Annotated in this window: 1 pseudogene; it reads right to left on the bottom strand. The window is 39.5% G+C overall.

The features are described 5' to 3' along the window. Nucleotides 1-248 (bottom strand): annotated as a pseudogene (locus tag Q0842_RS16200) (hypothetical protein); the annotation flags it as partial.

Genomic DNA, 248 nt, shown 5'->3' with positions numbered 1-248 from the left:
GAATGGTTGGCTACTGATCCTGGTCCGCCTACATCTTCTACATCTATTAAAATAGTACCATTATTGGGCTTGCCTTCAAAAATGTATTGTTGTTCTGTTCCGCCTACACCTGTTCCTTTCTGGGTATACCCAACACCTGAACCTAATGGCGTACTTGTTAATATCTGTGCCCAATCCCAATACGTTCTTCCATTTATAAATGTATATAACCAATACGTACTTATATTGCCACTTCCTGTATAACCTGA

This window comes from uncultured Algibacter sp. (assembly GCF_947495675.1).
Taxonomy (GTDB): Bacteria; Bacteroidota; Bacteroidia; order Flavobacteriales; family Flavobacteriaceae; genus Algibacter_B.
The sequence above is the reverse complement of the archived record's forward strand: the minus strand, read 5'-3'. Positions and strand labels throughout refer to the sequence as shown.